This window comes from Desulfitobacterium metallireducens DSM 15288, from assembly GCF_000231405.2.
Lineage (GTDB): Bacteria > Bacillota > Desulfitobacteriia > Desulfitobacteriales > Desulfitobacteriaceae > Desulfitobacterium_A > Desulfitobacterium_A metallireducens.
This window is the reverse complement of record NZ_CP007032.1, coordinates 3,020,653-3,046,094: the sequence shown is the minus strand read 5'-3', so window position 1 is coordinate 3,046,094 and position 25,442 is coordinate 3,020,653. Positions and strand designations below refer to the sequence as shown.

Annotated in this window: 20 protein-coding genes; 16 read left to right on the top strand and 4 right to left on the bottom strand. The window is 44.8% G+C overall.

What is annotated here, in order from left to right:
• Positions 1 to 14: 14 nt before the first annotated feature.
• From DESME_RS14595 to smpB, 15 genes are all read left to right on the top strand, one after another.
• Positions 15 to 1,205, top strand: a complete 1,191-nt coding sequence (locus DESME_RS14595) for a type 2 periplasmic-binding domain-containing protein (RefSeq protein WP_006716895.1) — start codon at positions 15 to 17, stop codon at positions 1,203 to 1,205.
• 652 nt (positions 1,206 to 1,857) lie between these two features.
• A complete protein-coding gene (gene rapZ, locus DESME_RS14590; RefSeq protein WP_041484312.1) occupies positions 1,858 to 2,736 on the top strand; it encodes an RNase adapter RapZ in 879 nt (292 codons plus the stop codon).
• Entirely contained in the window at positions 2,733 to 4,106 is a 1,374-nt protein-coding gene (locus DESME_RS14585) for a gluconeogenesis factor YvcK family protein (RefSeq protein ID WP_006716898.1), read from the top strand. The genes rapZ and DESME_RS14585 overlap by 4 nt, the downstream gene beginning before the upstream one ends.
• 15 nt (positions 4,107 to 4,121) lie before the next feature.
• Positions 4,122 to 5,057, top strand: coding sequence for a DNA-binding protein WhiA (whiA, locus tag DESME_RS14580; protein ID WP_006716900.1), 936 nt, complete (start codon positions 4,122 to 4,124; stop codon positions 5,055 to 5,057).
• A 42-nt stretch (positions 5,058 to 5,099) separates the two neighbouring features.
• Positions 5,100 to 6,506, top strand: a complete 1,407-nt coding sequence (gene rpoN, locus DESME_RS14575; protein WP_006716902.1) for an RNA polymerase factor sigma-54 — start codon at positions 5,100 to 5,102, stop codon at positions 6,504 to 6,506.
• A gap of 108 nt (positions 6,507 to 6,614) precedes the next feature.
• Positions 6,615 to 8,231: an anaerobic glycerol-3-phosphate dehydrogenase subunit GlpA gene (gene glpA, locus DESME_RS14570; RefSeq protein ID WP_006716903.1), complete on the top strand. Its 1,617-nt coding sequence runs from the start codon at positions 6,615 to 6,617 to the stop codon at positions 8,229 to 8,231.
• A gap of 14 nt (positions 8,232 to 8,245) precedes the next feature.
• Positions 8,246 to 9,463 carry an anaerobic glycerol-3-phosphate dehydrogenase subunit GlpB gene (gene glpB, locus DESME_RS14565; protein ID WP_006716905.1) on the top strand — a complete coding sequence of 406 codons (1,218 nt, stop codon included), beginning with the start codon at positions 8,246 to 8,248 and terminating at the stop codon, positions 9,461 to 9,463.
• A 43-nt stretch (positions 9,464 to 9,506) separates the two neighbouring features.
• Positions 9,507 to 10,787 (top strand): anaerobic glycerol-3-phosphate dehydrogenase subunit C, encoded by a 1,281-nt coding sequence (locus tag DESME_RS14560; RefSeq protein ID WP_006716907.1) that lies wholly within the window; start codon positions 9,507 to 9,509, stop codon positions 10,785 to 10,787.
• 95 nt (positions 10,788 to 10,882) lie between these two features.
• The gene (locus DESME_RS14555) at positions 10,883 to 12,067 is read left to right on the top strand and encodes a phosphoglycerate kinase (RefSeq protein ID WP_006716909.1); all 1,185 of its coding nucleotides are present in this window, start codon (positions 10,883 to 10,885) and stop codon (positions 12,065 to 12,067) included.
• 27 nt (positions 12,068 to 12,094) lie between these two features.
• Complete coding sequence (tpiA, locus tag DESME_RS14550; RefSeq protein WP_006716912.1) at positions 12,095 to 12,862, top strand: triose-phosphate isomerase; 768 nt, start codon at positions 12,095 to 12,097, stop codon at positions 12,860 to 12,862.
• A 41-nt stretch (positions 12,863 to 12,903) separates the two neighbouring features.
• Entirely contained in the window at positions 12,904 to 14,457 is a 1,554-nt protein-coding gene (gene gpmI, locus DESME_RS14545; protein WP_006716914.1) for a 2,3-bisphosphoglycerate-independent phosphoglycerate mutase, read from the top strand.
• A 144-nt stretch (positions 14,458 to 14,601) separates the two neighbouring features.
• Positions 14,602 to 15,879 (top strand): phosphopyruvate hydratase, encoded by a 1,278-nt coding sequence (gene eno, locus DESME_RS14540; RefSeq protein ID WP_006716916.1) that lies wholly within the window; start codon positions 14,602 to 14,604, stop codon positions 15,877 to 15,879.
• A 165-nt stretch (positions 15,880 to 16,044) separates the two neighbouring features.
• Positions 16,045 to 16,269, top strand: a complete 225-nt coding sequence (secG, locus tag DESME_RS14535) for a preprotein translocase subunit SecG (protein ID WP_006716919.1) — start codon at positions 16,045 to 16,047, stop codon at positions 16,267 to 16,269.
• A gap of 225 nt (positions 16,270 to 16,494) precedes the next feature.
• Positions 16,495 to 18,519, top strand: coding sequence for a sodium-translocating pyrophosphatase (locus tag DESME_RS14530; protein ID WP_006716920.1), 2,025 nt, complete (start codon positions 16,495 to 16,497; stop codon positions 18,517 to 18,519).
• 223 nt (positions 18,520 to 18,742) lie between these two features.
• On the top strand, positions 18,743 to 19,213 hold the full coding sequence (gene smpB / locus DESME_RS14525; protein ID WP_006716922.1) for an SsrA-binding protein SmpB: 471 nt from the start codon (positions 18,743 to 18,745) through the stop codon (positions 19,211 to 19,213).
• Positions 19,214 to 19,511: 298 nt separating this feature from the next.
• Here the strand turns inward: smpB and DESME_RS14520 are convergent, their stop codons facing one another.
• From DESME_RS14520 to DESME_RS14505, 4 genes are read right to left on the bottom strand one after another with little or no spacing between them, the layout of a single operon-like run.
• Complete coding sequence (locus DESME_RS14520) at positions 19,512 to 20,798, bottom strand: efflux RND transporter periplasmic adaptor subunit (protein ID WP_006716924.1); 1,287 nt, start codon at positions 20,796 to 20,798, stop codon at positions 19,512 to 19,514.
• Between the two features lie 28 nt (positions 20,799 to 20,826).
• Entirely contained in the window at positions 20,827 to 23,205 is a 2,379-nt protein-coding gene (locus tag DESME_RS14515) for an ABC transporter permease (protein WP_006716925.1), read from the bottom strand.
• Positions 23,199 to 23,903, bottom strand: a complete 705-nt coding sequence (locus DESME_RS14510; RefSeq protein WP_006716927.1) for an ABC transporter ATP-binding protein — start codon at positions 23,901 to 23,903, stop codon at positions 23,199 to 23,201. Before DESME_RS14510 ends, DESME_RS14515 begins: the two co-directional genes overlap by 7 nt.
• Positions 23,881 to 24,585, bottom strand: a complete 705-nt coding sequence (locus DESME_RS14505) for a TetR/AcrR family transcriptional regulator (RefSeq protein ID WP_006716929.1) — start codon at positions 24,583 to 24,585, stop codon at positions 23,881 to 23,883. The genes DESME_RS14510 and DESME_RS14505 overlap by 23 nt, the downstream gene beginning before the upstream one ends.
• 265 nt (positions 24,586 to 24,850) lie before the next feature.
• Here DESME_RS14505 and DESME_RS14500 point away from each other — a divergent pair, with 265 nt between their 5' ends.
• Entirely contained in the window at positions 24,851 to 25,333 is a 483-nt protein-coding gene (locus DESME_RS14500) for a hypothetical protein (RefSeq protein ID WP_006716931.1), read from the top strand.
• The last annotated feature ends 109 nt before the right edge of the window (positions 25,334 to 25,442 follow it).

The following is a 25,442-nucleotide window of genomic DNA, read 5'->3' as shown; positions in this document are numbered from 1 at the left end:
GAAGGAGCGAAACGATGAAAAACAGGCTTTCTTCGCAGATCAGATTTGGACTGACCATCATAACACTAATTTTTGGACTTGGATTTATGACGGGCTGTAACCGAGCTCCTCAGCAGGGGCTGCCTGGTGGATCGGCTCCAGCAGTGATTGAGATTTGGTATACACTGCAGGGCGCTGAAGCGGATAATTTAAACAAACAACTGCAACTTATTATGGATCAGCACCCTGAGGTTTTACTCCAGGCTAAGGCGATACCAGAGGAACAATTAGCGGGATTAACCTATCAAGCCCAAGCGGGTGGTGAAGGCCCGGAAATCTTTATCGCATCTCAGCAAACGCTGACGAAACTCTATGCTCAAGGGGCTCTAGCAGCTGTGGATGCGCAAGGAGATGCATTTACGGGGTTAGTTTCTCCTTATCGTTATGGGGATAAAGTTTATGCACAGCCTTGGCTTACTGATATTCCGTTACTTTACTACCGTACAGATGGTGTTCAGCCTCCGCCGAATTTAACCTATTGGATCGAGACTAAAGGGGTGATGGCGATACCTTCACTTAATAGTAATCTTCTCGGTTTATGGTGGAACGGTCAAGGCGGAAAGCTTGTTAACGGAGCAAGCCTTACCTTAGACGATCCGGCGAATTTATTATTTCTCCAGCAGCTTCAAGCCTGGCGCGATGCGAAGATTCTTCGGGTTGACCCAAATCCGCAGGCGTTGTTTACAAATAAAGAGGCTGTCTATATGATTGCGCCGGCAAGTCAAGCTCCTGCCCTAACTCAGGCGAATATTCCTTGGGGAAGTATCCCGTTGTCGAACCTTTTGGGTGGACAAGGACAAGGCTTAGCGGGTTCAACCCTTGGAATCGCAAATTCTTCGATTAAAACAACGGATGCCCTTAAGCCCTTAATTAAGAGCGTAGAAGAAGCACTTCTTAAACCTGAGGTCGAAGGAGTTTTTGCTCAGGCTGGATCACATTTCCCGGCAAGTGTGGCTTATTATCAGACACCGGAGGGACAAAAAGGAGTCGCTCCTCAAGTCGCGGAGAGTTTGAATAAGCTCTGGCCTTTAACTGGGGACGCCTTGGAATGGAAACTCCTGCCCTTACAAGATACAGCGTGGCAGAAAGCCTGGGGAGGAACAGCACCACAAGACGCGTTAACACAGGCTCAGACTGAAGCCACCAAAATTGCTGCAGCGAAGTAGAGCTTAAGGTGTTATCAGAGCATATTCTCCAGGATTTTGCTTTACACCGGTCACTCTGTAAGCTGCGCGGTACCAGACTAACGCTCAAGTCCTTCTCTCCGACGGGGCGCTGGCAAAATCGGCATCCTTGCCTTACTGGCCAGTTGGAAACGTCCTGTTTCCAACCCGTCTCCGCTACGCCCTTTTTGCTAAGTCTGGTATCCGCTCGCTTTGAAGTCGCTCCCTCTTGTAAATCAAAATCCTTCGGTTGCTTCTTAGGCTTTACTTAAGCAATTGATGAAAGGTTTTACTCGTGAAATTCTTCGAAGCGAGTTACGATTACAGTAAGCGAGGACTTAAAGCGAGCAGATACCAAGCTTGGGCAAAACTGCTCTTGCTTTAGCGGGACGAGTCACACGGATGTGACTCGCCGACCATGAGCCAAGGACGGCGAATCGGGAGGGAACCCTGCTACTTGCATAAGCAGTTAGGCTCTTAGCTTGGTCTGCGAGCGTCCGTCCGAGTGTCTGTAACGTAACTCCGTTTGCAAGATCTTAGAGAGGTTAAGGACTCAGTTTTAACATAATATAATAGACGGGTACTAGACATTTTTATCATTCAATAAGATATACAGACAAAATTTAAGGAGGTGGCTAGGTTGGATCGTAAATCTATGAAACTGTTAGTAATAACGGGTTTATCGGGGGCTGGTAAAACCCAGGCGTTGCAGTGCCTCGAAGACCAAGGTTATTTTTGTATTGATAACTTACCGCCCGCATTTATTATAAAATTTGTTGAGCTATGTGCTCAGTCTCAAGGAAAAGTATCTAAAGCCGCTATTGTGTGTGACTTAAGAGGAGGAGAATTCTTTACTTCTTTAGCTGAAGCCCTTAAAGACTTGGAAAGAGAAGGCTTCCTTTATGAGATTCTTTTCCTTGAAGCCTCAGATGAAGCTCTTGTACGACGCTATAAGGAATCCCGCCGTAGGCATCCGCAATCGCCTCAAGGACGGATTCTGGATGGAATCAATGAGGAACGGAAACTTCTAGCAGAATTACGCGGGCAAGCTCATAAGATTATGGATACCTCAAATCTCCTTTCGCAGCAGTTAAGACAGCAAATTACTGAACTTTATGGCGAAGGGCGAGGACAAGGACAGCTCGCGATCTCTGTTATTTCATTTGGCTTTAAATACGGGGTACCCCTTGATGCTGATCTGTTAATTGATGTTCGTTTTTTGCCTAATCCTTTTTATGTGGAAGAACTTCGTCCTCTAACAGGAGAACATCCTCTGGTCCAAAATTATATTTTTAATAATCCAGTGGCACAAGAATTTATGAATAGATATCTTCATCTGCTTGAATATATTCTTCCTTACTATGTTAAAGAAGGAAAAAGTCATTTGGTGATTGGCGTTGGCTGTACGGGGGGGCAACATCGTTCAGTTGCGATTGCGGAAAGGATCGGGCTTTTTTTGAACGAGCAGCATTATACGATGAGTGTTAAGCACCGGGATGCTGCACGTAACCGAAAAGGGGAGAAAGCGCGATGAAAAGAAAAGCAGGCGATTTCCGATCCAATGCCCTTAAGTGGCTTTATCCTAATCTCGGTGTGAAACGTTGGTTCCTTTTAGCCGTCTTAGGGATCTTCTTATTTGCTGCGGGTTTATCCGTCATGAATTATGGAGTTGCCTTGGGGTACTTGGAAGTGCAGTTTCGTGAAATGGTTTATCATTTAACGGGAAGTGCACCAAGAACCGCTGTGCCGATGGGTATTTTTATTTCGATAATAGGGATTGTTGCGATTTTCATTGGTTTTAAACGCATGTTAAGTTCAATCATTTCAGCCCTTTTGCCTGATGATGAGGGAAAAATTGTAGATGTAATGTATACACGCCAACATTTGCGACGCGGTCCCAAAATTGTCGTGATTGGCGGAGGAACTGGACTTTCGGCCCTTTTGCGGGGCTTAAAGGAATATACGTGTAATTTAACGGCAATTGTCACGGTTGCGGATGATGGAGGAAGCTCGGGAAAACTTCGTCATGAAATGGGAATTTTGCCCCCGGGAGATGTTCGTAACTGTCTTGTCGCTTTAGCTGATACAGAAAATATCATGGAGCATTTATTTTCCTACCGCTTTAATACGGGGACGTTAAAGGGACATAGCTTGGGGAATTTACTGATCGCTGGTTTAGCTGATACTTTTGGCGATTTCCAAAAGGGAATTGAGTCTGTGAGTAAGGTCTTTGCCCTGAGGGGAAATGTGTATCCCTCGACGCTAGAACAAGTCATATTGGGTGCAGAGCTTGCAGATGGAACCGTAATTAAAGGTGAAACAGCCGTCCGCGATGCGGAAGGGCGAATCAAACAGGTCTTTTTGGAACCCAGTGATTGCCATCCTATGCCTGAGGCTTTGAAAGCGCTTGAAGAAGCAGACTTGATCGTCTTGGGACCGGGAAGTCTTTATACGAGCGTTCTTCCTAATCTCTTAGTGGAGGGACTTCGGGATAAGATCAAGGAGGTTTCCGCTCCGTGTGTTTACGTCTGTAACATTATGACTGAGCCGGGTGAAACCGATGATTACACGGTAGCTGATCATCTTCAGGCGATTGTCGATCATTGCGGCGCAAATTTTGTTGATGTTGTTCTCGCTAATAATCGAGAGATTCCCCAAGAATTGTTGGAACGTTATGCTCAGCAAGACTCCTTTCCGGTTAATGGGGAAGCCCGTAATGTAGAATGGTTAGGGGTAAAATATGTAGAACGAGATGTGCTGCAGGCTGATGACATCATACGCCATGATTCGACGCGTCTGGCTCGGGAATTGGTTCGTCTTCTGTTTCGGTTAAAACCTATGGGCGAACAGATCGCGTTAGTGGATTCTTACCTTTTAAGTCAAAAGTTAAGGGATGAGTCTTAGAAAGGACTGAGGGCAGTGTCTTTTAGTGCGGTGACAAAAGAGGAGTTAGCTCGAATCACAGTGCCCAAGGTGTGTTGTAATTTAGCTGAACTTGCGGCATTGATCCGGATGGATGGAACGTTGCAGATCTCAAATCAAGTTTACGCTTTAAATGTCGTGACCGAAAGCGCTCCGGTTGCTCGGAAGATTTATCGGTTAGCAAAGACGGTATTGAAATTACCAGCCGATATCGTCGTTCGCCGGAAGCTTCGTCTGAAAAAAAATAATTCTTATCTTGTGAGAATTTATCCCAAAGGTCAATCTGATCTTCAAAAGTTGGGAATATTAGATGCAAATGGAGATATTCAACCCGGAATCTCCGAAGATCTGATTAAGCATCGTTGTGATCAAAAAGCTTACTTAAGAGGAGCTTTTTTGGCTGGAGGTTCAATTAATAACCCGGAAGGAACTTATCATCTGGAGATTATTACAAATGATGAGCATCAGGCTGAAGGGTTATGCAAACTCTTAAATCGGTTTCACCTTGGAGCCAAGGTGAGTATTCGTAAAAATTGGCATGTTGTTTATATCAAAGAAAGTGAACATATTGTGGAGTTCCTTGGTTTTATTGGGGCCCATCATGCGCTATTGGAATTCGAGAATGTCCGAGTATTTAAGGATATGCGTAATCAAGTGAATCGTTTGGTGAATTGTGAAACCGCCAATTTGAATAAGACGGTGGATGCTTCAGTTCGCCAAGTTGAAAATATAAATAAGATTTCGAGCACTATAGGCTTACAATCGTTATCAGAGCCCTTAAGAGAAATTGCAGAACTGCGGCTGGAATTCCCTGATGCGAGTCTCAAAGAACTTGGGGAAATGCTTCATCCTAAGGTTGGAAAGTCAGGAGTGAATCACCGTATGAGAAAGATTGATGAACTCGCTGAGAAGATCCAGGAACAGAACGGTTAAACATGGATCAAAGCAGTATTTGCAAGGAGGAAATGAAAAAGCGTGCGGATGGGTTATGGTCTTCGACTAGAACAAACTCAAAAGTTAATAATGACTCCGGAATTACGTCAGGCAATCACGATCTTGCAGTTCTCTGCACTTGAGCTTTCAAGCTTTGTTGACGAGCAGTTGATGGAGAATCCCTTGCTGGAAGTCGTTGAGGAGAATGCATCGAGCGCAAATTCAGAAACAGAGAAAGAAAATGCAACCCAAAATTCGGAAGAACATAATGAAGCAGAAAATACCTGGGATATGGACTGGGAGGAATACTTTCAGAGACAGGAAGAAAGAGTGACGCGGGAATATGAGCCTGGCTCTTCCGAAACAAAGCGTATGGAACCTTTTGTTGCCACAGCTCCTACTTTGCAGGAGCATTTGCTCGAACAGCTTCACGTTCAAAAGCTTTCGATTCCGGTAAACCAGGTTGAATATATCATCGGTAATTTGGACGACAATGGCTATCTTGAACTTCCTTTAGAAGAGATTGCTCGGGAACAGGGGATTCCTGTGGCAAGTGCGGGAAAGGCACTATCTATCGTTCAGTCATTTGACCCGTTGGGAGTAGGGGCACGCAATTTGGAAGAATGTTTACGTCTTCAGCTTCCCTTGATTCCTGATGCACCTGCTCATATGTCGGAATTTCTTAGACATTTGGAGGATTTAGCGGCGGGACGTTTGCAACGAATTGCGACTCAAATGAAAGTTTCGACCCCCGAAGTTCAGGCCCTTGCAGATTGGGTGCGAAAGCTCGATCCTAAACCGGGTCGGCGCTTTTCTGGATCAAGCGAAGTTCGTTATATTGTGCCTGATGTTGTGGTTGAAGAGATTGAGGGTCAATTTATTATTTTAGTCAATGATATTACAGTGCCGCGGCTAGGAATCAATCAAGCCTATCGTACAGCTCTAAGTCAAAATAAAGAGGATGATACCCGGAAGTTCGTAGAACAAAAGCTTAATTCTGCAGCTTGGTTAATTCGGAGTATTGAACAGCGCCGGACCACCCTTTATAAGGTCGCTAATGCTCTAGTAAACCGACAAGAGGAATTTTTACGCCGAGGGGTACGATACTTACGTCCTTTGACACTGAAAGATATTGCGGATGAAATTGGGGTTCATGAATCGACAGTAAGTCGAGCTACCTCCAATAAATATGTGCAGACTCCGCGAGGAATTTTCGAATTTAAATTTTTCTTTGCTTCAGGAATAAAAAATGAACCCGGCGTGACGACTGAAGGGATTAAGCAAGCGTTAAAGAATTTAATCGCCAGTGAGAACCCCAAAGCGCCTTATTCGGATCAAAAACTTTCGGAATTATTAAAAGAGAAGGAAATGGAGATTTCTCGTCGTACCGTTGCTAAATATCGAGATGAATTAGGAATTCCATCAACGGCGTTGCGGAAACGATATTAAATCCTTTGACTGCCGCGAAAGAAGAGAAGCCACCGAAAGAAGTGTTCGCAGGAGCAGTTTTTTCAGTGGCTTTAGTTATTCCGAGAGTCAGGATAGGGAGGAAAGTTAATGTTAGCGTATTCGGCTCAGGTCATCATTATCGGCGGGGGAGCAACCGGTGTTGGGATCCTACGAGATTTAAGTATGCGTGGTATATCAGCCCTGCTTTTTGAACAGGGAGATCTGGCTTATGGGACGAGTTCACGCTTTCATGGATTGTTGCATAGCGGAGCTCGATACGCGGTGAAAGATCCGGTTTCAGCAGAGGAATGCATCCGAGAAAATCGCATACTTAAAAAGATAGCGGCTAATTGTGTAGCCGATACAGGAGGATGGTTTATTCAGACTGAGGAAGATGATCCTAGCTTTGTACGGCGTTGGTTAGCAGGTTGTCAAAGGTCAGGAATTCCGGTCCGAAAAATATCGACTGCTGAAGCGCTTGTTCAAGAACCGCTGCTTAATCAAGATACGGTGCAGGTTTTCGAAGTGCCTGATGCTGCGGTTGATGGTTTTAAGCTAGTTTGGGCGAATGCCCGCTCTGCGCAACGCTACGGTGGAGAGTACAAGACGTATCATCAGGTTAATCAAATTCTCCGCAAAGGGGATCAGATTACGGGTGTAACTGGAATTCACCGTTTAACGGGGGAGGAATTTCAAGCAGAAGCTGAGATTGTGGTGAATGCAGCGGGAGCATGGACATCACAAGTTGCCCTATCAGCGGATATTTCGCTTGAAGTCATTTGTGATAAGGGAACACTTCTCGCGTTTAATCGTCGCCTCTTCAAACATGTGATCAATCGCCTACGGACACCTGGAGATGGTGATATTTTTGTTCCCCATGAGACTATAACGATCCTCGGTACGACCTCGGAAGTTGTCAATTCCCCTTTGGAAAACCGACCGACAGAAGAAGAAGTCGGACAGTTGATGGCACTAGGAGCAAAGCTTCTTCCGGCCATAAACCAGCAACGGGTCATTCGGGCGTTTTCCGGAGTGAGGCCGTTACATCGTGAGGATTCGGAAGTTCCTGGATCAGAGGAAGAAGGTCGTGAAGTGAGTCGGACTTTTGCGCTCATTGACCATGAAGTTCAGGATGGCGTTCAAGGATTTTTGAGTATTGTCGGGGGGAAATTTACAACCTACCGCTTGATGGCAGAAAAGGTCGCAGACTGGGTCGCACAAAAGTTAGGAAACACGGTCCCATGTCGGACGGCTGAGGAGAGTCTTGTTCCTCATATCACAGAAGAGCTTCGAGCTCGGGCCTTTCAACTTTTGCCACTGGGAGCATCAGATAAAATGTTGGAACGGCTTGGAGAGCAATCCCAAGTTGTCCTGGATCAGATCGAGAAAAATCCGGCGAAGGGGCAGATGCTCTGTGAATGTGAGCGAGTAAGCGTTGCTGAGGTCGAGCATGCTGTTAAAGATAGTGATGATTACACTCTGTCGGATATTCGGCGCAAAACTCGTTTGGGGATGGGAACCTGTCAGGGGGCCTTTTGCAGTTATCGGGCTTTACCTTTGCTTTGGAAAGAAGAGAGATACGGTTCTTTAAATGAACAATTGACCCAATTTCTTGATCAACGGTGGAAGGGAATTCGGCCTGTTTTGTGGGGTCAACAGCTCCGTGAGACGGAATTGGCACGGGCTATTTATGCTGGAGTATTACGACTTAGGGCAGAGGATTAAGGGGGATACCGAGTATGTGGGATGGAGTAATTATTGGAGGGGGATTGGCTGGATTAGTCGCAGGGATCCGTGCTTCCGAACGTGGACTTAAGATGTTGCTCATTTCCGAAGGGACAGGAAGTCTTACCTATAGTTCAGGAGCGTTGGATATTGGAGCTACTGCACGGTTAGCCCAACTTGAGAAACATCCGTATGCTCTTTTCCAGCAGAAGAATATTCGGGCCGGGCTCCACTATTTCCAGACCTTATTTCCCGAGTATCAAATGAATGAGGGAGAGTCTTTCCTCATTCTGACTCCTCTGGGTTCTTGTCGAACAACCGAAATTGTGCCGATGGGCCTAAAGGCTGAGGTACTAGCTCAGTCTCGAGAGATTGTGCTACTGGCACCTCGCGAGATGAGAGATTTTTTTGCAGCGGTCGTTAAAGCGAACCTGGAAAAGGAGTTTCCTCAAAGCAAAGTCAGTGTTTATCCCTTCCGCGTTTCAGCTTTTGCTGATTGGGAACAAGCAGGTAAGGCTGTAAATGGAATGGAATATGCTCGCTTTTGGCGTACGGAGGCGGGGAGGAAAGAGCTAAAGCAGTTGCTGGATAAGTTGGCTAAAGATATCTCTGGAAAGGAAGCGGGAAGAGAAAGAAGTGAGGTGGCTGTTATTTTCCCGGGTTTAACTCGCATTTTTTCGGAGGATCTACAGAATCTCTTCGCTCAATTTCCCTACCCTGTCGTCGAGATGACAGACATGCCGCCAGCTTTCGGAGGAACAATTCTTGAGAGAGCTCTAAAAACAAAATTTAAAGCATTCGGAGGAGAAATTATCCTGGGGAGCGGAGTTTTAAAGGCCGATGTTGAGGGGAAAATCTGTAAGCAAGTTCATGTGCAAAGCAAAGGGAGAGATTCCCTTTTCAAGGCACGGGAATTTATTCTCGCGACAGGCGGGATTTTCGGAGGAGGAATCGAAGTGACGCCAGACGGAGTCAGAGAAAAAGTTTTAGGACTCCCTCTCTTTGTACCCGAAGGGTGGACTCAGGCTCAGTTCTTGGGAGAACAACCCTATGCTCGCCTTGGGGTTGAGGTCGATCAAGAACTTCGTCCTCTTGATCTGCAAGAGGGGGATATTGGCTTGGAAAATGTCCGAGTTGTCGGACGTATGCTTGCTCATTGGGATCCCTGGGTTGAGCACTGTGGAGGCGGAGTTTCTATCGTGAGTGGTTATCTCGCTGGGGAAAGCCTATAACAAAAGAGCGTTAAGCGAACGAGAATGAAAGGCTGGTCAAGTGATGGAATCAGAGTGGGAAAGAGATCAGAAGCTTGATGCGTGTATCAAGTGCAGTGCCTGTACTGCTCAATGCCCAGTTGCGGCTGTTTATCCTCTTTTTCCTGGACCCAAAAATTTGGGACCTGATCTAGAGCGATTACGGCTTGAGGGTGTGTGGTTGGATACGTCCATCTTAGATTACTGCTCAAATTGTAAAACATGTGAGGTGACCTGTCCTTCAGGGGTAAAAATCACAGAAATGATCCTTGGTGCACGGCGAGCTGCAATTTCTCATTCTTTCTCTCGTCATACGCTGAGGAATAGTCTACTCGGACGTGCTGATTATTTAGGAAGAATGGGGACGCTCTGGCCCAGCCTAACTCAAAGAGTGCTGCGAAGAGCTCCGGTACGTTGGCTAATGGAGAAGTCCTTAGGACTCAGTCAATTCGCGCCGCTTCCAGAGTACCAAATCGGTTTCCAAAAGACGCTAAGAATGAGACAGAAGAATAATATAAATTCTGCAAGCTCAGACCGTGAAAAAAGGGTCGTCTATTTTCCAGGATGCTTTGTTAACTATAATGAGCCTCAGACAGGAGAAGCTGTAGTAAATGTTCTTGAACATAACGGGTTTGAGGTGATTGTACCGGATTTTCATTGTTGCGGCGTTCCTTTGCAAGCCAATGGAAATTTTGGAGCAGCAGAGGAGAACGCGCAGCAGAATCTGGCTCTCATGGCGCCATATTTGAAAGCAGGCTTACCGGTGATCACTTCTTGCACTAGTTGCGGTTTAGCGTTGAAGGAGGAGTATCCACGTGTCAATGCAGCGGGAGCAGAGCGTATTGGGCTACAGACTTATGATTTGTTTGAATTTCTTTGGGAATTGCATGAACAAGGGAAGCTCAGAGAGAATTTTCAAGAGGTCCCGATTTCCTTGGGCTATCATGCACCTTGTCATTTAAAGGCACAGGGAATTGGAAATCCAGCGCTACGACTTTCACGTTTGATTCCAGGTGTTGAGGTTGAGGACCTGGATGCTGGATGTTGTGGCCTCTCCGGTAGCTTTGGTTTCAAGGAAGAAAAGTATCTTTTAGCACAGAAAATAGGTAGCCCTCTCTTTCAGGCTGCGAAAAGGGGAGTCGCTGAAGGAAATTTTCAAAAGATAATCACAGAATGTGGCGGTTGCAAGGTACAAATCAAACAGGGTACAGGCATAGAGACTGAACATCCGGTATGGACCTTGGTAAAAGCGTATAGATTATCTTCTCGTTTTTTTTGCAGGAATCTTTTGCTAAAGAGAGAATAAGAAAGGGTTAATGGATTTCATGTGTAGGAAATCCAATCTGAGGAATAATAGAAAATGCGTATAGAAAGAAGGTACAGAAAGGAAGGAGTGCAGATATGAATAAAAAAAGTGTTAAAGAAATTCAGGTGCAGGGAAAGCGCGTACTGGTGCGCGTAGACTTTAATGTACCTGTGAATGAGCAGCAAAAAATTACAGATGATACCCGCATTCGAGCGGCTTTACCTACCCTCCGTTACTTACTTGGAGAGGGCGCAAAACTTATTCTTATTTCTCATTTTGGACGTCCGAAAGGGCAAGTCAATCCTAAATATTCGTTAGCTCCTGTTGCAGGTCGTTTAAGCGAACTCTTAGGTCAAGAGGTTTCTTTGGCCAAGGATTGTATCGGCCCTGAAGTAATGACTCAGGTGAAAGCTTTGAAAGAGGGGCAAGCTATTCTTCTGGAAAATGTTCGTTTCCATGCTGAAGAAGAAAAAAATGATCCAGAATTTGCAAAGCAACTCGCTTCTTTAGCGGAAATCTACGTTAATGATGCTTTTGGAACGGCTCATCGAGCTCATGCTTCGACTGAAGGGGTTGCCCATTATATACCTGCGGTAGCCGGACTTCTTTTACAGAAGGAAGTTGAGGTTATGGGCAAAGCCTTAGAGAATCCGGCACGCCCGTTTGTGGCAATTATCGGGGGAGCAAAGGTCAGTGATAAAATCGGAGTGATTGAGAACCTCTTGAGTAAAGTCAACGTACTCATTATCGGGGGAGGAATGGCAAATACTTTCCTGAAGGCTCAAGGATATTCTATTGGGAAATCTTTAGTGGAAGAGGATAAAATCGCTCTCGCTTCGGAGTTGCTTACTAAGGCAAAAACATCAGGAGTTGAAATTGCTCTTCCCCAAGATGTTGTTGTTGCGAAGGAATTTAAGGCGGAGGCTGAGCATCGCACCGTTTCGGCAGACCAAATAGGTGAAGACGAAATGGCCTTAGATATTGGCCCAGCGAGTGCTGAAGTGTTCGCCAATCATATTACCCGAGCTCAGACCATTGTATGGAATGGACCGATGGGTGTTTTCGAGATGGAAAACTTTGCAAAAGGGACCGAAAAAGTTGCCCAAGCTGTAGCCGCCTGTTCAGGAACAACGATTGTTGGCGGTGGAGATTCGGTAGCAGCTGTCGAAAAAATGGGAGTTGCGGAGCAGTTAACCCATATCTCGACCGGAGGCGGTGCTTCCTTAGAGTTTTTAGAAGGAAAAGTTCTTCCTGGGGTGGCAGCCTTAAACGATAGATAATTTTTTACGACAAAGGAGACTGATTTAATGTCGAAACGGCATCCGATTATCGCCGGGAACTGGAAGATGAACAAAAATGTCCGGGAGGCACAAGATTATGCCGGTGAACTTCTCGCCCGAGTCGGAGAGGTAACAGACGTGGATGTTGTCGTTTGTGCTCCTTTCACGGCTTTGAATGCTTTGAAAGATGATCTCGAAGAAAGCGTGATCCATATTGGAGCGCAGGATTTATTTTGGGGATCAGCAGGCGCATTTACAGGGGAGATTTCGGCAGAGATGCTTGTCGATATCGCTTGTACCTACGTGATTGTAGGGCATTCAGAGCGTCGTGAGATTTTACATGAAACAGATGAAGAGATTGCGAAAAAAGTGAAGGCTGCTTTGAAAGCTGGATTGACGCCTATCCTCTGTGTGGGTGAAAATCTTGCTCATCGAGAGGAAGGACGGGCGCTGGCTATGGTCCGGGGACAAGTCGAGAAGGATTTAATGGACTTGCCACCAGCGGAGCTTAAGCGAGTCGTCATTGCCTATGAACCACTCTGGGCTATAGGAACGGGGAAAACGGCTTCCAGCCAAGATGCTCAGGATATGTGTTCAGCCATTCGCTCAACCTTAGCGGGAATTGCGGGTGCTGTTGCGGATGAGGTCAACATCCTATATGGTGGGAGTGTCAAAGCGGATAATATTGCAGAATTGATGACTCAGCCCGATATTGATGGAGCCTTAGTGGGTGGTGCCAGTCTGGATGCAGAGGGTTTTGCTCAACTCATTGAGAATGCAAGAATTTCCCTTTAAGGTCCGTATAAATTTTAGTTTTGTAAGTGAGGTGAGTAGCGTTGACAGATGAACGGGCAAAAAAACCCCTGCTTTTGATGATTCTGGATGGTTGGGGTTATAGCCCAGAGTTGAAGGGAAATGCAATTGCTCAAGCGCATAAACCCCATTTTGATCATTTATTAGAAACCTATCCCCATACACGATTAGAAGCTTCAGGTGAGGCTGTAGGTCTCCCTGCTGGACAGATGGGAAATTCTGAAGTCGGGCATTTAAATATTGGAGCCGGACGGGTCGTGTATCAGGAACTAACGCGGATTTTTAAAGCCATCAAAACAGGAGAGTTTGCGAAGAATCCCGTTTTAGAGGAAGCCATGGAGCGGGTTAAAAATGGACCTGGAGCCTTACATTTAATGGGCTTAGTTTCAGATGGCGGAGTCCACTCTCATCTAGACCATCTTTTTGCTCTGCTGGAGATGGCGAAAATGATAGGTGTAAAAAACGTGTTTATCCATGTGGTTTTGGATGGGCGAGATGTTCTACCTCAAAGTGCCAAGACCTATTTGGGGCAATTGAATGAAAAAATGGAAGAACTGGGAGTTGGCCAAGTTGCCTCAGTATCCGGCCGGTATTATCTTATGGATCGTGATCAACGCTGGGATCGAGTAGAAAAGGCCTATAATGCACTTGTTCAAGGTGAGGGCCTGAAAGCGCCCAATCTCTTTGCAGCGGTTGAACAATCCTATGATGTTCGGGTGAACGATGAATTTGTCGTTCCCACGGTGATCATTGACGGTGCAGGGCAACCTCTAGGGAAAATTCAGGAGGGCGATAGTGTCATCTTCTTTAATTTTCGCTCCGATCGTGCCCGACAAATCTCACATGCTTTTGTGGATGAAGAATTTACAGGCTTTAAGCGCAAAGAACATCCGAGCATTCATTATGTTTGTCTGACTGAGTATGATGTTACGCTTAAAACACCGGTGGCCTTTCCTCCGCAAAATCTGGAGAATACGCTGGGAGAGGTGCTTGCTCAACAGCATAAGAAACAACTCCGTATTGCGGAAACAGAAAAATATGCTCATGTGACCTTCTTTTTTAATGGCGGGGTCGAGGATCCATGCCCAGGAGAAGACCGATGCTTGATTCCATCACCGAAGGTAGCCACTTATAATTTAAAACCAGAAATGAGTGCGCTTGAGGTAACAGAGGAACTTTTGATACGCGTGCAGAAGGGTTCTTATGACGTGATTATCTTAAATTTTGCAAACTCCGATATGGTGGGTCATACTGGGGAATTCGAGGCTGTGATTAAAGCGATTGAAGCGGTTGATGAATGCATCGGGAAGATCATCCCGGCGGTCCAAAAACAGGGGGGTACTATCCTGATTACGGCTGATCATGGCAATGCTGAAGCCAAAATTGATTTTAAGACGGGGAGACCCCTTACCGCACATACAACGAATCCTGTACCCTTTATTTTGATTAACGATACATACAAAGCCAGTAAATTGCGCGAAGGTGGAGCACTTTGCGATATCGCACCGACGATGCTTAAGCTTTTGAATATCCCTCAGCCTATGGATATGACGGGGAAAAGTTTGATAACAGCCTAAGGATTTATTGACCTGCAAGCGTAGCTTTTCCCACAGAAGTGAACGCTTTCGGGGAGAAGCTACACGACCATCGAGGTTACCGGATTTTTTCCGTAATCCTAAATAATGAGACTCAATGAATTAGAATATGGGAGGTATTTAATAATGTCAACTATCAGTGAAGTTTATGCTCGAGAAATTCTGGATTCACGTGGGAATCCAACCGTTGAGGTAGAAGTAACCTTAGAAGATGGGGCTATGGGTCGTGCTGCAGTTCCCTCTGGTGCATCGACAGGAGCTTTTGAAGCCATTGAATTACGCGATGGAGATAAAACCCGTTATTTAGGCAAAGGGGTTTTAAATGCCGTTGAGAATGTAAATGCCGAGATCGCACCTGAAATAGAGGGCCTAGATGCCTTTGACCAACCTGGACTGGATCGGGAGCTGATTGCCCTTGATGGAACAGATAATAAGGGAAAATTAGGGGCTAATGCAATTTTAGGTGTTTCTCTAGCTAATGCTAAAGCAGCCGCAGATTGTGTAGGCATGCCTCTTTATCAATATCTCGGGGGTGTCAATGCTAAAGAGTTACCTGTCCCCATGATGAACATCTTAAACGGTGGACAACATGCTGATAACAATGTCGATATCCAAGAGTTCATGATTATGCCAGTTGGAGCGAAAAGCTTTAGGGAAGCATTGCGGATGGGTGCCGAAGTTTACCATAGTCTTAAAGCCGTATTGAAGGAAAAATCCCTAGCCACTGCTATTGGGGATGAGGGGGGTTTTGCTCCTAGTCTTGAATCTAACGCTGATGCACTTCTTGCTATTGTCGATGCAATTCAACGGGCAGGATATGTCCCTGGTGAAGACGTCTGTTTAGCATTAGACGTTGCGGCCACTGAATTATATAAAGATGGAGTTTATCATCTTGAGGGAGAAGGCTTGAAAAAGACCTCAGAGGAAATGATTGAATACTATGAGGGCTTAGTTGAACAATATCCTATCGTTTCAATTGAAGATGGATTAGCTGAGGAAGACTGGGAAGGTTGGCGGAAACTCACCGAACGTTTAGGCGGGAAAATCCAACTTGTTGGAGATGACTTGTTTGTGACGAATCCTAAGCGTTTAGCTAAAGGGATTAAAGAAAAATGCGCGAACTCGATTCTCATTAAACTCAATCAAATTGGAACATTGACCGAGACTCTTGATGCTATTGAAATGGCAAAACGTGCAGGGTATACGGCAGTTATTTCTCATCGTTCAGGAGAGACTGAAGATGTCACGATGGCTCATATTGCCGTTGCAGTTAATGCGGGTCAAATTAAGACAGGAGCACCTGCTCGTACCGAGCGTGTCGCGAAATATAATGAGCTGCTACGGATTGAGGAAGAACTCGGTGAATCTGCGATATACCGCGGAAAAGAGAGTTTAGCGAGATAACAATATCGCTTTATCCATTATTAAAATAAAAACTCGGGACTTAGTACCGTTATACGGATCTAGGTCCCTTGCCATTCTTTCTTTTTCTATGCTAAAATAGGTTACTAGTAATTGTAAAAAAACATGACGAATGAACGTACTCGAGTTGAGGAGGTGAATGACAACATGTTGGTTTTTCTAACGATTATACTACTGATTAGTTCAATCGGATTAATTGCGACGGTACTTCTTCAATCTGGCACTGGAGCTGGTCTTGGAGCGATCGGTGGAGCGGGTGAATCTTTCTTTGGCAAAAAGAAGGGTATGGATGAACTGTTCGAGAAATTGAGCATTATTTCAGCTGCGCTCTTTTTAGTGAGTTCATTAGGAGTAACCTGGCTTTTAAAATAAGTCCAGGGCTCCTTTTTTTACATCACTCCATTCTTTTAATTTTTTCGGAATATTTTTGATCTTGAGTGAAAAACTTCATTTACTCAGAAGCACAAAATGATAATTCAATCTTACATAATTATTGAATAGGGAATGTAGCTTAGACGTCTAGGACAAGGGAAACTGAATAAATGCACACCGTGGGCCAGGCTTAGTTATCCATCAAAAACTTAGGAGGTTTTCATCATGGATTTTGCTTCAATGCCTTTCATTGCCATCGTGGCAGGTGTACTTGGTCTTATATTTGCATTTTATTTTGCAACGAGTGTATTAAAGGCTAGTCCGGGAAATGCCCGGATGCAAGAAATTTCCCAAGCTATCCAAGAGGGAGCGATGGCTTACCTCAATCGTCAATATCGTACGCTGATTCCTTTTGTTATTATTATATTTATCCTTTTGTTTTTCTTAAAAGGGGCAACAGGATGGCAAACGGCAGTCTCCTTCCTGTTTGGTGCTATTCTTTCCGCAGGAGCAGGATATATCGGGATGAGTATTACAACCCGGGCTAATGCTCGGACAACAGAAGCGGCTCGGACAAGCCTTAACAAAGCGCTGGGAGTTTCCTTCCGCGCAGGCGCAGTCATGGGGTTATCTGTTGTGGGTTTAGGTATTATCGGAGTTGCAGTGCTTTATTTGTTGTTCCGTGATGTTGTAATTATTAACTCTTTTGCCTTTGGTGCAAGTGCGATCGCTCTTTTTGCTCGTGTTGGCGGAGGAATTTATACCAAAGCGGCAGATGTGGGTGCAGACCTTGTAGGTAAGGTTGAAGCTGGAATTCCTGAAGATGATCCGCGTAATCCGGCTGTTATTGCGGATAACGTAGGTGACAATGTCGGAGACACAGCAGGCATGGGAGCTGACCTGTTCGAGTCGTATGCGGCTTCAACGATTGCAGCTATGTTAGTTGGCGGAACAGTCTTTGCTCAAGTCAATGGCGGCTTACCCGGAATTATGCTGCCTCTAATGATTGGTGTAGTTGGAATTCTTTCGGCAATCATCGCCAGCTTCTTTGTACGAACGGGTGAAAATGCTAACCCTCAAACGGCTTTAAATAAAGGACTTTGGGGCACGAATGCTTTAACTGCACTCGGGGCTTTTGGGCTGGTCAATGTGATGTTGCCATCCACTTTAAAAGTAAGTAATACCTTAACAATAACTCCGAATCGCGTATTTATCGCAGTTATTGCAGGGTTAGTTGTTAACGTGCTGATCGGTATGTTAACGGAGTATTACACCTCAAACCAAAAGAAACCTGCCCAAGCGATTGCAAAAGCGTCAGAAACCGGAGCAGCGACGAATCTCATTGCAGGTCTGGCAACAGGGATGAAGAGTACAGCACTTCCTGTTATTGTGATTTGCGTAGCGATCTATGTCTCCTTCCAAGCCGCAGGCGTTTATGGAATTGCAATTGCGGCGATGGCGATGCTTTCCACAGCAGGTATGGTTGTGGCCATCGATTCCTTCGGACCTGTTGCAGATAATGCCGGGGGTATTGCTGAAATGGCTGAACTCGAACCTAATGTTCGTAAAACAACAGATCAATTAGACTCTGTTGGAAATACAACGGCTGCTGTTGCTAAGGGATTTGCTATTGGCTCTGCAGCTTTGACAGGTCTCGCACTGTTCAGTGCTTTCTCGGAGTTAGCTCATTTAGAGAGTATCAATATTCTTGTCCCAACGACCATTATTGGTTTGTTCATTGGAGCTGCCGTTCCGTTCCTTTTCTCCGCGTTTGCAATGGAAGCGGTTGGGAAAGCAGCCTTTGAAATGATCGGAGAAGTTCGCCGGCAGTTCCGAGAAATTCCTGGTTTGATGGAAGGTAAAGCGAAACCGGATTACCGGGCTTGCGTCGATATCTCCACCAAGGCTGCAATTCGTGAAATGGTTGTTCCTGGTTTGCTAGCTGTAGGAACTCCGTTACTTGTTGGTTTTGGTTTGGGTAAGGATGCCATGGGCGGAATGCTCGCAGGCGGAACAGTTGCTGGCTTGTTGATGGCTATATTTATGGCGAATGCCGGCGGAGCCTGGGATAATGCGAAGAAATACATTGAAGCGGGAAACCTTGGTGGAAAAGGAACTCCGACTCATGCAGCAGCTGTTATCGGAGATACTGTTGGAGACCCCTTCAAGGATACAGCAGGTCCTTCCTTAAATGCTTTGATTAAGGTTATGGGAACGATTTCTTTGATTATTGCTCCCTTCTTAAGATAGGGCTTGGACTAAGATTGCCTATAGATATCGTAGAACGGAAAAGGGCGCCCCTCTGGCTAGAGTGGCGTCCTTTTCCTACTTTTCTTGGCCCACTTCGTTTAGCAAGGGGAAATCACGGATAAGCTATAGGGACAAAGTCCAAGTCTAAGCTAAAGTCCCCTATACTGAAAAAAAAATAAAGCTGTGGTATACTTAAATACTAAAGAGTGAGAGGAGGGTCATTGTGGCATCTGAAGGAATTAAGGTCATTTCCGAAAATAAAAAAGCGTATCACGATTATTTTGTTGAGGAGAAGCTTGAAGCGGGGATCATTTTAACAGGAACAGAAATCAAGTCGATTCGTAATAGTCGGGTGAATCTGAAAGATAGCTATGCTCGGATTGATAATGGCGAAGTTTGGCTATATCAGATGCACATCAGCCCTTATGAACAAGGTAATCGTTACAATCATGACCCTTTAAGAAAACGGAAGCTTCTTTTGAACCATTCCGAAATTATAAAATTGGTAGGCAAGATTCAGCTTCAGGGGTTGACCCTGATTCCGACACGGATTTATCTGCGAAAAGGTATGGCCAAGATCGAGCTGGGAGTTTGTAAAGGAAAGAAAAACTATGATAAGCGTGACGCTATTGCTGAACGCGATGCGAAACGAGACATTGAGCGCACCCTGCGCGATCGCCAAAAGGGGTTCTAAGGGTGACTACCGGTTTGGATGAACAGTTATGCTTGATTAACATATAATGGAGTAGGCAAGCCCTCTAATCCTTTGATTTCTAAGAAAAGGGGGTGTCCATATATGTGGATCTTTGGAATTGTAATGCTTGTAATTGTTGTTGCCCTGATCCTTTTTCTGTTTTTTAACCTCAGAGTTGAGGAAATTTGAGTTTGCACTCAACTGACAAGAAAAATGACGCTTGGTTTATTGAACCTAAGCGTCATTTTTTTGATTCTCTGAATATTTTATTGTCACTTGCCGGTAGGTTCGCTTAAGCTTACGTTTGAGCAGCCTTTATTCGTTTACCTTCCTTCAGTCCTTTAAGTTCGGTATCGAGTAAGACCTGATCCCCATCCTCGAGGCCTTTTTCGATGATGCTTTCTTTGTCATTTTCTAAGCCTTTGGTCACCGGTTGTAAGGTTGCCTTCCCATCTCGGATGACCCAAAGGGCTTGCCCATCTTGGTAAGGAAAGAGTGCTGTTTTAGGGATCAGGATACGATTGGATTCCTGATGGGTAATAAACTGAACATCCATGCTGCTTCCGAGAATAACCGGGGTATCACTTTGCAAGAGGATCGTGACTTCAACCCGATTTTCTTTAAGTCCAAGCGGGGAGATACGTTCGCTAGCTGAAGGGGAAACGGATTCTACTTTCCCCGTTCGCGTTACAGTGCCAGTACTTGTCTCCTGAAAAAGCTTAACCTCACTTCCCAGCTTGATATCCAAAGCATCACTGGCTAAGATATAGCTTTTGAGTCGATAGCCCTGATTTGGAGCAATAGAGAGCAAGAATTGACCGGAGGGCATGACCATCCCTGTTTTAAGGGTAAGATCTTTGATCAATCCGTCCTGGGGTGAAATGATTATAGATTTTTGAATTTTATCCTCAAGTAGACTGATTTGCGTGTCTAGGGCTTTTGTCTGGCCAGAAAAATAGAGCTCTGTTCCGGGAGCGGGCTCTCCTTGCTGATAGAGGAGCTGAAGAGCAAGCTTCTGCTGTTCGAGTGAACTTTTGGCCTTTTCCGTTAGATGTTGAGCCTCTTCGTAATTAACAAGGGGAATCGCACCTGCCTCATAGAGGGCTTTGCTTCGGGCAAGGGCTTGTTCTTGAGCGAGAACATCTTGTTCCGCAAGGCTAATTAGCAAATTTTGTTGTTGGATCAGTGCAGGTTGGGGTGTGCGATAGGTTTGTTGACGTTGTCCCTCTAAACTTGTGAGTTGAGCCTTGAGTACATCAACTTGGTTCTGTAAATCCTGAGTTTCAAGTTCGACTAAGACTTGCCCTTTCGCAACAGAGTCGCCGTTTTGAACGTGGAGTGTGGCGATTTTTCCATCAACCGAATTATAGACGGATAATTCGTTTAAGGCCTGGACTTGGGCCTCTTCCGTAAATCCTTTGGAAAATTCAGCTGGGTGTACAGTTAAAATTTCCCCTTCAAGCGGTAAAGTGGAGGAGGCAAGGACTCCCACAATGCTTAGCAGGGCGATTCCTCCGATAATCAGGATTCTCTTCCCCTTTTTTTCTTTGAGTCGGGATATAAGTTTAAATTGAGGTAACGACATAGAGATCCCTCCTAGATCATGAGAAATTTTACTCTTTCGTAGCCAGAATTTCGACGAAAGGTAGAGTCTTAATCTTTAGGTAAGTACGGGTCTGAGCGATCCATACTGAAAATAGAGTGCCTGCTGCAGCACCAACGAGCGCAGAAAAGGGAAGTTCAGTCGGTATGGAATATAAATCAGTACTTAGACCTTGAGCCATACCTGCGAGAAGCCCATAGGAGAGCGGAATCCCTAAGATAATACCGAAGAGGGTCAATGTCCATTGTTCTGAGGTAATCACACGTAGAACCTCTTTAGGTGTCATGCCCAGAACGCGTAAAGAAGCGAGTTCGCGTTGCCGTTCAGAGAGCGAAATAATACTCGAATTATAGATCAGAGCAAAGCCTGCGATACCAGCAAGAACAGCCAGAAAATAGGTCGTGAAACCATAGGAGCCCATCATCTTCTCGATTTTTGCTTTGCTTTCTTGGATATCTTCAATTGAGCTAACTTGACTCGCATCTTGGTATTTGTTTTTGATAGCGCTTATTTCCTCAGGACTCATTTGAACTAACATTGAAGTGCTGATTTCGCCCTGCTGAAGAAAATCTTGGAGAGCATTAATTTCCATAAAGGCGTTAAGACCGACATATTGGGGAACGATTCCTTGTACCACTAAGGTTTGTTCCTTATCATCAAGCCGCTCTCGTCGGAGTGGACTTTCAACGGTAAGAGAGTCTCCAACTTTAACCTGAAGAAGGTTCGCTAAACGATCAGAAATCAGGATACCCCTGGTGGGAACTCCAATTTTGTGTTCTTTTTTATCTAAAATGTTATAGAGTGTGGAATCCTGAGTTAATCCCATAATCGGGACTTCTTTCTTGTGCCATTGATTTTTCAAGGTCGCAGGGACGTCTAAAACAGGTTCGACTTGGGTAATCCCGGGTTCACGAGCTAGGGCATAGACTGCTTCATTCGTAGCAATCGGATGGTTCAAAGAAAGTTTCACATCATAGGTTTGGACGCTGTCAAACTGAAAGGTGGTGAGTTTATCTGTCATATTTTGCATCGACCAGGAGACACTCATCAAGCTAAAGATGACAGCCATACCGAGGATGGTAATCAGACTGCGAGCTGGAGTGCGAAAAACATTGCGAATCCCCATCTGGGCTTGAGACGATAGCTTAGTCCAGAGATACGTAATTTGTTCAATTTTAGTTTTGCGGGCTGATACGGGAGCAGCAGGCCGCATTGCCTCAGAAGGTTCTAAGCGGAGAATGTTGAGGCTGCCCTTGATTCCGCTGAGAAGACTAAAGGTAAGGGAGAGTACTATACCGAGAAATAAGTATTTTAGAGAAAAGGTACTTTTAAGGCCAGGAAGCGCAAAATATTCTTGATAAAGTGTCGTCATCGGAAAGGACAGGGCGATCCCGGATAATCCGCCGAGAAGTCCTCCCAAGCTCCCAATGAAAAGGGGATAAGAAAGGTAATGCAGGATGATTTCTCGGTTCGTGAAGCCAAAAGCCTTAAGTATTCCAATGATTCCTCTTTGTTGCTCGATTAGACGTAATAGCATGGTATAGAGAATAATCGTAGCCACACCAAGGAAAACGATAGGAAGAGATGTGGCCGTCGCTTTGAGGGAGGATAATTCATTGCTCAGAATAGCATCGCTGGTTTGATCCTTGCGTGGAATAATACTTTGGATACCATAACCCTTAAGACTCGTTTGCAGGGTGTCTTTGACCGTCGTAAAATCTGCACCTGGCTCTAGAGTAAAGACCATATCATTGACCTGGTTGGATTCCTTAATGAGGGCACTGAGCGTACTCTTGGGGACATAAGCAATTCCGAACGTCTGAGGATCGGGATAAAGATCTTGAGCATTTTTAAGAGCATAAATAAACTCCGGACTTTGGGCAGTGCCAACGATCGTAAAAGGGATGCGTTTTCCCTCGAGGATGAGGGTTAGACTATCACCTAGGGAAAGTTGGTTAGCCCTAAAAAACTTAGGATCGACTAAAATTTCAGCATTACCGTCACTCGGTAAGCGGCCAATTTCAATTTGAACCTGATTAAGGGTTGAATGACTGGGTGGGTTTAAGGTAACAAGACGCAAAGAACGTTTTGAAGCGCTATTTTCATCCAATAGGTGAACATCCTTAACAATTCGACCCTCAATTTCCTCAATACCGGGTAGATTAGTAAGAGATTGTACTTTGTTCTCGGGATAGCCTGTTAATTGGATAAAACCATCTGCAAAGTGAGTGCTTTCGTAAAAATTCTGTTGCGCTCGCTCTAAGTTTTCAACAACGATCGACATCGAGGTAAAGGCCAGCAGGCCGATCGCAATAACAATCATGCAAGCCACGTAAACGCCTTTATTCTCTTTGACTTCTCTTAAAACTTTTTGATGCAGAACTACCATGTGAGTTCCTCCGGTGCTAAGGGATGTACATTGACCGTGATATGGTCCATGATCCCATCTTTAAGAAAAAAGACACGATTAGCCATTTTAGCAATCTCACCATTATGAGTAATAATCAAAATCGTCATATGATAGTTTTGATTCAGTGTCTGAAGCGCGTTTAATACCTGGATTCCAGTTTGAATATCTAAGGCTCCGGTAGGTTCATCACACAGAAGTAGGGAAGGCTTTTTGACAATCGCACGGGCTATTGCGACTCGTTGTTGTTGCCCTCCCGAGAGTTGTGAAGGAAAGTGATCTTTTAAGTCTTCTAATCCAACATCAGCAAGGACTTCTTCAATAACAAGAGGATGGACTGCAATCTCAGAGGCTAATTTGACATTTTCATAGGCGGTCAGATTGGGCATGAGATTATAATGCTGAAAGACGAAACCGACTTCCTTTCGACGGTAAAGTGTCAGTTCACCTTCCTTCGCTTCATGAAGGGGCTGCCCTTGGTAATAAAGTTCACCTGCCGAGGCCTGAGTCATTCCTCCAATAATATTTAGCAATGTTGTTTTGCCTGAACCACTCTGGCCGAGGACGACAATAAATTCTCCTTGCAAGACTTGAAAATCAATCCCTTTGAGAACTTCAGTTTCAACGGTTCCCGTTTTGAAGTTTTTCCGGATCCCTTTACCTTCGAGCAAGATTGTCAAGGGGCTCACCTCCCAGAGCAGAGTGGGGACCCAATCCATTTGCCAAGAGATCAATCATTTGGTCCATTCGCTTGAGAAATGGATTATCTTTTATTAAGGAAAGGGTGTCTGCTTGATGATCTTCGGGTAGATTCCTGAGTTCAGCGATATAGTACTCGCTTAGTGAGGCACTCCAGACTCCTAGGAAATGATTCGCGAGAAGGGGATCAATCTGAGGATTAATCTGTCCAAGCTCGATTCCCTTCTTGATCATTAACGTATAGATGTTTTGAGCCTTAGGAAGTTGTTCTCCCATGACTTCTTCCTGGAGCGCTTTATTGGTTTCTTTGAGAAAGTTATTCCCAATGGATAGGAGTTTAGGATTTTCTTCCGCAAATTGAAGGCCAGCTAGACAGAGAGCGCGAAGGGTTTGGAAAAAATCAAAGCCATCTCCTTCAAATTGAGGAACGTTTAGTCTGAAATACGTAATTTTTTGTTCTCCGGCTAGATTAAGAATAAATTTATATAAGTCTTTTAGATTTTCAAAATATTGATAGAAACTTCCCCGTGGAATTCCAGCACTTTTAATAATGCGAGCAATACTCGCTTGGTCAAAGCAATAGGCGGCAAACTCTTCAAGGGCAGCATCAATAATTCGTTTTCTTTTTTCATCGGATAAATTAAAGAAGGTTTGAGTAGGCAAAGCAACCGTCCTTTCTATAAAATGAGTTTGTCAGCTTTGATATTCTCAAGATAGTGTATTAAAGAGAAAATTTAAATATGACAGCTGTGTCACTTTGAATATATGACAAAGATGTCATAGGGTCAAGGTAAAGATTCATGAATTAAAGAAATATATATTAAATGACATATTTGTTTCAAAGTTTTGACAAAGTTTTGCCATAAAGGTTTCGTATAATTCAATCAAGGTTGATGGAACAACTGAAATAAAAAGGAGAGTGGATTATATGAAATTTAAAAAACAACTGATCGCAGTGATCGCGACACTGGGGATTCTTGGAGTAGCCGGAACAGCTTTGGCAGCAGATGGATATAAAACACCGGCGGATATTGTCGCAGGCTTGACGGGTAAGACGGTTGAACAGGTAACGACAGAAAGAGCTACTGGTGTTACTTATGGAACGATAGCCAATGATGCAGGAGTGCTGGATTCCTTTAAACAAGAAATACTGGCACAGAAAGAAGCCGTATTAGATCAGCGTGTAGCTGAGGGAACAATGACTCAGGAGCAGGCAGCTTCAGTTAAGAGTGCACTTGAAGCAAACCAAGCAACCTGTGATGGCACAGGAAGCGCCCAAATTGGGAGAGCAAATGGGGTCGGTTTTGGTAGCGGCATGATGCAAGGTCAAGGTAGAGGTCAAGGCCGGGGCGGATTCGGCGGAGGCATGGGCTATGGAGTCGGTATGGGCAGAGCTGGTTTGACTCAATAATAAAGAAAATAGCCATTAACGCAAAGGGGTTGATTCATCAAAAGATGGATCAGCCTTTTTGATTATAGTTAACGTTATTGTTAACTATAAAGGTTAACGCCAACGTTAA

Excerpts from the sequence above, each read along its gene's own strand:
- DESME_RS14595 (WP_006716895.1), top strand. The coding sequence starts at position 15 with ATGAAAAACAGGCTTTCTTCGCAGATCAGATTTGGACTGACCATCATA.
- rapZ (WP_041484312.1), top strand. The coding sequence starts at position 1,858 with ATGAAACTGTTAGTAATAACGGGTTTATCGGGGGCTGGTAAAACCCAG.
- DESME_RS14585 (WP_006716898.1), top strand. The coding sequence starts at position 2,733 with ATGAAAAGAAAAGCAGGCGATTTCCGATCCAATGCCCTTAAGTGGCTT.
- glpA (WP_006716903.1), top strand. The coding sequence starts at position 6,615 with ATGTTAGCGTATTCGGCTCAGGTCATCATTATCGGCGGGGGAGCAACC.
- glpB (WP_006716905.1), top strand. The coding sequence starts at position 8,246 with ATGTGGGATGGAGTAATTATTGGAGGGGGATTGGCTGGATTAGTCGCA.
- DESME_RS14560 (WP_006716907.1), top strand. The coding sequence starts at position 9,507 with ATGGAATCAGAGTGGGAAAGAGATCAGAAGCTTGATGCGTGTATCAAG.
- DESME_RS14555 (WP_006716909.1), top strand. The coding sequence starts at position 10,883 with ATGAATAAAAAAAGTGTTAAAGAAATTCAGGTGCAGGGAAAGCGCGTA.
- tpiA (WP_006716912.1), top strand. The coding sequence starts at position 12,095 with ATGTCGAAACGGCATCCGATTATCGCCGGGAACTGGAAGATGAACAAA.
- eno (WP_006716916.1), top strand. The coding sequence starts at position 14,602 with ATGTCAACTATCAGTGAAGTTTATGCTCGAGAAATTCTGGATTCACGT.
- secG (WP_006716919.1), top strand. The coding sequence starts at position 16,045 with ATGTTGGTTTTTCTAACGATTATACTACTGATTAGTTCAATCGGATTA.
- DESME_RS14530 (WP_006716920.1), top strand. The coding sequence starts at position 16,495 with ATGGATTTTGCTTCAATGCCTTTCATTGCCATCGTGGCAGGTGTACTT.
- DESME_RS14520 (WP_006716924.1), bottom strand. The coding sequence starts at position 20,798 with ATGTCGTTACCTCAATTTAAACTTATATCCCGACTCAAAGAAAAAAAG.
- DESME_RS14515 (WP_006716925.1), bottom strand. The coding sequence starts at position 23,205 with ATGGTAGTTCTGCATCAAAAAGTTTTAAGAGAAGTCAAAGAGAATAAA.
- DESME_RS14500 (WP_006716931.1), top strand. The coding sequence starts at position 24,851 with ATGAAATTTAAAAAACAACTGATCGCAGTGATCGCGACACTGGGGATT.